Here is a 6,873-nt window from a genome sequence, read left to right on the forward strand (position 1 = left end):
CCACGACCGCCGTCGCCGCCACCACGGTCGGCGAGCCGATGCCCGAGGATGACGGCCCGGCGCTGTGGAAGACGATCTGGGATATGAACCGGCTGAACGTCGCCATCGCCGCGGTCGCGCTGGGCGTGCTTACGCTGATCTTCTTCTTCCAGGACCTGCTGGTGCGCCGCCCGGTGCTGTTCACCTGGGTGCGCCGGGCCTACCTGCTGTTCACGCTGGTCTGGCTGGGTTGGCTGGTCAACGCGCAACTGTCGGTCGTGAACGTGCTCACGTTCTTCAACTCGCTGCTGTCGGGCGGCTTCTCGTGGGAATATTTCCTGACCGCGCCGCTGGTCTTCATCCTGTGGATCGCGGTGGCGGCGGGGCTCTTGTTCTGGGGCCGGGGGCCGTTCTGCGGCTGGCTGTGTCCCTTCGGCGCGCTGCAGGAACTGTCGAACACCGTCGCCCGCAAGCTGCGCGTGCCGCAGTTCACCGTGCCATGGGCGCTGCACGAACGCATGTGGCCGCTGAAATACATGATCTTCCTCGGGCTGTTCGGGCTGTCGCTGTATTCCCTGGCCCGCGCCGAGGTCTATGCCGAGGTCGAGCCCTTCAAGACCGCGATCATCCTGAACTTCATGCGGGAATGGTGGTTCGTGCTGTTCGCGCTGGCCTGCCTGCTGCCGGGGCTGTTCATCGAACGCTTCTACTGCCGCTACATGTGCCCGCTGGGCGCGGCGCTGGCGATCCCGGGGCGGATGCGGATGTTCGAATGGCTGAAACGCTGGCCGGAATGCGGATCGCCCTGCCACCGCTGCGCCAAGGAATGCCCGGTTCAGGCGATCCACCCGGAAGGCAACATCAACGTCAACGAATGCATCTACTGCATGCACTGTCAGGTGCTTTACCACGACGACACCCGCTGTCCGCACATGATGACGGTCAAGGCGCGCCGCGAAAAGATCGCCCGCAGCGGCGGCCCGAAGATGCCCGATCTTGGGGGCGCGAAGCCCGCGCTGAAACCCGCGACCGGCGCCATCGGCGGCACCCCCGTCGCCAGCACCGCCACCCCCGATCCTGCAGGCAAGGAGCCTCCGGCCTTCCGGGCGCAGAAACGCCTGGCCGAACAGGCGGCAGCGACCACCACGTCAAACCCTCAAGGAGCTTGAGATGACCGAAGAAACCAGAACGGGTCTGAACCGCCGCCAACTGCTGGGCAGCACCATGGCGCTGGCCGCAGGCGCCGGCACCGTCGCCCCCCGCGCCATGCTGGGCGCCGGTGCAGCCTTGGTGGCAGGCAGCGTCGCCGACCAGGCGGCGGCGCAGGGCGCGACCGGCGGCCAGTCCGCCCATGTGGGGCCGGGCGAGCTTGACGAATACTATGTCTTCGTCTCGGGAGGCCATTCGGGCGAGATCCGCGTCGTCGGCCTGCCGTCGATGCGCGAGCTGATCCGCATTCCGATCTTCAACCGCGAAAGCGCGACCGGCTGGGGCCAGACCAACGAGTCGCTGAAGGTCCTGACCGAAGGCATGACGCCCCAGACGCGCGAGTTCCTCGCCGACAAGGGCGGCATCTACATGAACGGCGACGCCCACCATCCTCATATGTCCTTCACCGACGGGACCTATGACGGGCGCTATGTCTTCATCAACGACAAGGCCAACACCCGCGTCGCCCGCGTCCGCATGGACGTGATGAAGTGCGACAAGATCATCGAGATCCCGAACCAGCACACCGTCCACGGGCTGCGCGTGCAGAAATACCCGCGCACCGGCTATGTCTTCGCCAATGGCGAGGATGGCGTTCCGCTGCCGAACGACGGCACCGCGCTGAATGACCCGGCCGAGTATCACTCGATCTTCTCGGCCGTCGATGGCGACACGATGGAGGTCGCCTGGCAGGTGATCGTGGACGGCAACCTCGACAACGTGGACGCCGACTACCAGGGCAAATATGCCTTTGCGACCTGCTACAACTCGGAAAAGGGCGTCAGCCTGCCCGAGATGATGGAAACCGACCAGGACTGGCTGACCGTCTTCAACCTCGGCGCGATCGAGGCCGCGGTGGCCGCGGGCGAGGGGCAGGTGCTGAACGGCGTTCGCGTGCTGGACGGGCGCGGCGAGAACAACAAGCTGACCCGCTACATCCCCGTGGCGAACGGCCCGCACGGCATCAACACCGCGCCGGACGGCATCCACATCGTCGCGAACGGCAAGCTGGCGCCGACCGTGACCGTCTTCGACGTGCGCCGGTTCGACGACCTGTTCGCGGGCAACATCCAGCCGCGCGACACCGTGGTGGCGGAACCGGAACTGGGCCTCGGGCCGCTGCACACCGCCTATGACGGGCGCGGCAACGCCTATACCACGCTGTTCATCGACAGCCAGGTCTGCAAGTGGAACATCGAGGACGCGATCCGCGCCCATAACGGCGAGCAGGTGGACCCGATCCGCCAGAAGCTGGACGTCCACTACCAGCCTGGCCACAACCACACCTCGATGGGCCAGACCAAGGAGGCGGACGGCCGCTGGCTGATCTCGCTCAACAAGTTCTCGAAGGACCGCTTCCTGAACGTGGGCCCGCTGAAGCCGGAATGCGACCAGCTGATCGACATCTCGGGCGACGAGATGGTGATCGTCCACGACAACCCGACCTTCGCCGAGCCCCATGACGCGACCATCGTCCATGCGTCCAAGATCAACCCCGTCCATGTCTGGGACCGGGCCGACCCGTTCTTCGCCGATGCGGTCAAGCAGGCCGAGGCCGACGGGATCGACCTGACCATGGACAGCGAGGTGATCCGGGACGCCAATGACCCCAACAAGGTCCGCGTCTACATGACCTCGTCGGCGCCGGCCTTCGGCATGGACGACTTCACCGTCCGGCAGGGCGACGAGGTGACGGTCTATGTCACCAACATCGACGAGATCGAGGACCTGACCCACGGCTTCTCGATCATCAACTACGGCATCAACATGGAAGTGGCGCCCCAGGCCACGGCCTCGGTGACGTTCAAGGCCGACCGGCCCGGCGTCTACTGGTACTACTGCTCGTGGTTCTGCCATGCGATGCACATGGAGATGAAGGGCCGCATGCTGGTGGAGCCGCGGGCGGCATGACCATCCTGCGCACCCTGCTGGCGCTTGGCGTCGCGGCCCTTTTGGCCGCGCCGCTGTCCGCCGCCACCTGGACCCCTGCACCGGATGCCGATCGGGCCGCCGCGCGGGCGGGCGCCGGGGCCGGGGACGAGAACATCCTGGGGGGGGGCCGCTGGAGCGGCCCGCTTCTGATCGACAAGCCGCTGGCGCTGAGGGGCGAACCCGGCGCGGTGGTGGACGGGCAGGGCCAGGGCCATGTGATCGAGGTCACGGCCGAGGACGTCAGCATCAGCGGCCTGACCATCACCCGGTCCGGCAGCGACCTGGACGAGATGGACTCGGGCGTCTTCCTGGCAAAGACCTCGCGCCGGGCGCTGGTCGAGGGCAACCGGCTGGAAGACAACCTGCATGGCGTCCGCATCCACGGCTCGCGCGATTCCATCGTGCGCGGCAACACCATCGTCGGCCGCAGCGGGCGCCAGCAGGAACTGGGCAACGGCGTGACCGTCTGGAACGCGCCCGGCGCGGTGGTCGAGCGCAACCACGTCACCCGCGGCCGCGACGGGATCTTTTCCAACGCGTCGAAGCAGAACGTTTTCCGCGACAACCACTTCGAGGGCGTGCGCTTCGCCGTCCACTACATGTTCACCAACAACAGCGAGATCAGCGGCAACGTTTCGGTCAACAACGGCATGGGCTACGCCATCATGTTCTCGGACCGGCTGAAGGTCGTGAACAACAGCTCGGAAAACGACCGCGACTACGGCTTCCTGTTCAACACCGCCAACCGGTCGCAACTGACCGGCAACACGGTCAAGGGCTATCCCGCCGATCCGACGCGCTGGCGCGACCTGGGCCTGACCCGCGACGCGGACGTGCCCGAACCCGAGGAGCTTCAGGGCAGCGAGTTCATCGCGCCGACGAAATGCGTCTTCATCTACAACGCCAACCGGAACGTCTTCACCGGCAACCGCTTCGAGGGCTGCGGCACCGGCATCCATTTCACCGCCGGGGCCGAAGGCAACCGGATGTGGCGCAACGACTTCATCGCGAACCGCGTGCAGGTGAAATACGTGGGCAGCCGCACCCTGGAATGGTCCGAGGACGGGGTTGGCAACTACTGGTCCGACAACGCGGGCTTCGACCTGAACGGCGACGGGCTGGCGGATTCGGTCTATCGGCCGAACGACATGGTGGACAAGGTGATGTGGACGGCCCCGCAGGCGCGGATGCTGATGACCAGCCCCGCCGTCCAGATCATCCGCTTCGCGCAAAGCCGATTCCCCGCCGTGCTGCCGGGGGGCGTCACCGACAGCGCGCCCCTGATGTTCCCCAATTCCGAAAGGCCGCTGCCATGACCGATGCGACGGTGATCCTTGACGGCGTCCGCAAGTCCTATGGCGGGCGCGAGGTGGTCCGGGACCTGACCTATCGCCTCGCGCCCGGCGAGGTGGTGGCGCTGGTCGGCCACAACGGCGCCGGCAAGACCACCCAGATCAAGATGATGCTGGGGCTGGTGCGGCCCGATGGCGGAACGCTGTCCGTTCTGGGCGCGGACCCCGCGCATGGCCGCCACGCCCGGCGCAGCCTGGGCTACCTGCCCGAAAGCGTGCAGTTGCACCCCAGCTTCACCGCGCGCGAGACGCTGGGCTTCTATGCCCGCCTCAAGGGCCTGCCCGCGCGCGGCCATGACGCGCTGTTCGCCCGCGTGGGGCTGGCGGATGCCGCCGACCGCCCGGTGCGCGGCTATTCCAAGGGGATGCGGCAAAGGCTGGGGCTCGCGCAGGCGATCCTGGGCCAGCCGCGGCTGTTGCTGCTGGACGAGCCGACCTCGGGCCTCGATCCCGCGCTCAGGCGCGAGCTTTACGGGATCGTGGCCGACCTTGCCCGCGAGGGGACGACGGTGCTTCTGTCCTCGCACGCGCTGACGGAACTGGAGGATCAGGCCGCCCGCGTCCTTGTGATGAACCGCGGCCGGCTGATCGCCGACGGCACGATGGAGGAACTGCGCCGGCTGGCCGGGCTGCCCTCGGTCCTGCGCTTCCGCGCCGCGGGGACGCCTGCGGGCGCGGCCCGCATCGGCGACCAGTGGCAGGTCGAACTGTCCGAGGCCGAAAAGCCCGCCGCCCTGCGCGCCGCCCTGGACGCGGGCGCCCGCGACATCACGCTGGAAGACCCCAGCCTTGACGACATCTACGCGCATTTCCTGCGCCGGGAGGCCGCATGACCACCGAGACCACATCCATCGCCATGCCCGCCGCAAGCCGCCGCGCCCTGCCCAGCTCTCCCGTCCTGATCATCGCCCGGCGCGAACTGGCCGAAGGGATGCGGAACCGCTGGGTGGTGTCCACCACCGTCCTGCTGGCGGCGCTGGCATCCGCCATCGCGGCGCTGGGCTCGGCGCCCACCGGCTCGACCTCGACCGGGGCGCTGGACGTGGTCGTCGTGGGGCTGGCGAGCCTGACGATCTTCCTCGTGCCCCTCATTGCGCTCCTGATCTCGCACAACGCCATCACGCGCGAGGCGGAAGGGGGCACGCTGCTGCTGCTGCTCAGCCACCCGCTGGCCCGCTGGCAGGTGATCGCGGGCAAGTTCCTGGGCCAGCTTGGAATCATGACCTTCGCCACCGTGATCGGCTTCAGCTTCGCCGCCGCTTTCGTCATCTGGCAGCACGGGGCCGGGGGCTGGCAGGCTTTCGCGACCATGACCGGGGCCTCGATCCTGCTGGGGGCGGTGTTCCTGTCGCTGGGGCTGCTGGCTTCGGCCTCTGTGCAGGAAAGCTCGACCGCGGCGGGGATTTCCATCGGGCTGTGGCTTCTGTTCGTGGCGATCTATGACATGGCGCTGCTGGCGATCCTTGTCGCGCAGGGCGGCCATGCCATCCCCGGCTGGACCATGGACCTCGCGCTGGTCCTGAACCCGACCGACGCCTACCGGCTGCTGACTCTGGGCGAGGGGTCGTCCGCGATGCTGTCGGGCATGGGGGGGGTCTTCGACAACTCGGCCCTGACGCCCGGCGTCCTTGTCGGCGCGCTGGTCCTGTGGTGCGCGCTGCCCCTGGGCCTTGCCATGGCCGTCTTTTCGCGAAGGAACCTGTGATGAAACCGATGCTGCTTGCCGCGCTTCTGGCCCTGTCGCTGGCCGGCTGCCGCGAAGAGCGCGTGGCCTCGGCCCCGCCGGTCACGCTGACGGCCGAGGCCATCGGCCGCTATTGCGGCATGAACCTGATCGAGCATGACGGCCCCAAAGGGCAGGTGGTGCTGGCCGAGGGGCATGAGCCCTTCTGGTTCTCGTCGGCTCGCGACACCCTGGCCTTCACCATGATGCCCGACGAGCCCAAGGATTACGCCGCCGTCTATGTCTCGGACATGGGCCGCGCCGAAAGCTGGGACGATCCGGGCGCGGACAACTGGGTCGAGGCGCGGCAGGCCTTCTACGTCCACGGCTCGGACGCGCGGGGCGGCATGGGCGGGTCCGAGATCGTGCCCTTTTCCACCCGCGAGGCCGCCGGTGCCTTTGCCGCCGAACAGGGCGGCACGGTGCTGGCCTATGCCGACCTGACGCCGGAACAGGTGCTGGGCGGCGGCGATGAGCCGGCAGAGGTGAACCCCGAGGATCACGAACATGCCATGCATTGACCGCCGCCGCTTCATCACCATCGCCGCCGCGATGGGGGCGGTGCTGGCCGCGGGACCGGGCCATGCCGCCCCCCAGCCGGTCACCTGGCGGGGGCAGGCGATGGGGGCGGAAGCCACGCTGATCCTGAACCATCCCGACCCTGCGCGGGCGGAAGCG

7 protein-coding genes are annotated in these 6,873 nt (G+C 68.0%); all 7 read left to right on the forward strand.

All coding sequences use genetic code 11. From position 1 onward, the window contains the following. Window positions 1-1,148 (forward strand): NosR/NirI family protein (locus Q4F04_RS14045; RefSeq protein WP_303370430.1); only part of this gene is annotated, 1,148 nt, incomplete at its 5' end. 1 nt (window position 1,149) lies between these two features. Beyond that, window positions 1,150-3,099: a TAT-dependent nitrous-oxide reductase gene (gene nosZ, locus Q4F04_RS14050; RefSeq protein WP_303370431.1), complete on the forward strand. Its 1,950-nt coding sequence runs from the start codon at window positions 1,150-1,152 to the stop codon at window positions 3,097-3,099. Then, window positions 3,096-4,436, forward strand: a complete 1,341-nt coding sequence (locus Q4F04_RS14055; RefSeq protein ID WP_303370432.1) for a nitrous oxide reductase family maturation protein NosD — start codon at window positions 3,096-3,098, stop codon at window positions 4,434-4,436. The genes nosZ and Q4F04_RS14055 overlap by 4 nt, the downstream gene beginning before the upstream one ends. Further along, window positions 4,433-5,305: an ABC transporter ATP-binding protein gene (locus Q4F04_RS14060; RefSeq protein WP_303370433.1), complete on the forward strand. Its 873-nt coding sequence runs from the start codon at window positions 4,433-4,435 to the stop codon at window positions 5,303-5,305. The genes Q4F04_RS14055 and Q4F04_RS14060 overlap by 4 nt, the downstream gene beginning before the upstream one ends. Then, window positions 5,302-6,177 (forward strand): ABC transporter permease subunit, encoded by an 876-nt coding sequence (locus Q4F04_RS14065; RefSeq protein ID WP_303370434.1) that lies wholly within the window; start codon window positions 5,302-5,304, stop codon window positions 6,175-6,177. The genes Q4F04_RS14060 and Q4F04_RS14065 overlap by 4 nt, the downstream gene beginning before the upstream one ends. Next, on the forward strand, window positions 6,177-6,716 hold the full coding sequence (locus Q4F04_RS14070) for a nitrous oxide reductase accessory protein NosL (protein ID WP_303370435.1): 540 nt from the start codon (window positions 6,177-6,179) through the stop codon (window positions 6,714-6,716). Before Q4F04_RS14065 ends, Q4F04_RS14070 begins: the two co-directional genes overlap by 1 nt. A gap of 31 nt (window positions 6,717-6,747) precedes the next feature. Next, window positions 6,748-6,873: hypothetical protein (locus Q4F04_RS16050; protein WP_368660731.1), on the forward strand; the 126-nt coding region annotated here is incomplete at its 3' end.

Origin of the sequence: Paracoccus sp. (in: a-proteobacteria) (assembly GCF_030536915.1) — a bacterium.
Taxonomy (GTDB): domain Bacteria; phylum Pseudomonadota; class Alphaproteobacteria; order Rhodobacterales; family Rhodobacteraceae; genus Paracoccus.

Coding starts and splice junctions, on each gene's coding strand:
- nosZ (WP_303370431.1), top strand. CDS start 1,150: ATGACCGAAGAAACCAGAACGGGTCTGAACCGCCGCCAACTGCTGGGC.
- Q4F04_RS14055 (WP_303370432.1), top strand. CDS start 3,096: ATGACCATCCTGCGCACCCTGCTGGCGCTTGGCGTCGCGGCCCTTTTG.
- Q4F04_RS14060 (WP_303370433.1), top strand. CDS start 4,433: ATGACCGATGCGACGGTGATCCTTGACGGCGTCCGCAAGTCCTATGGC.
- Q4F04_RS14065 (WP_303370434.1), top strand. CDS start 5,302: ATGACCACCGAGACCACATCCATCGCCATGCCCGCCGCAAGCCGCCGC.
- Q4F04_RS14070 (WP_303370435.1), top strand. CDS start 6,177: ATGAAACCGATGCTGCTTGCCGCGCTTCTGGCCCTGTCGCTGGCCGGC.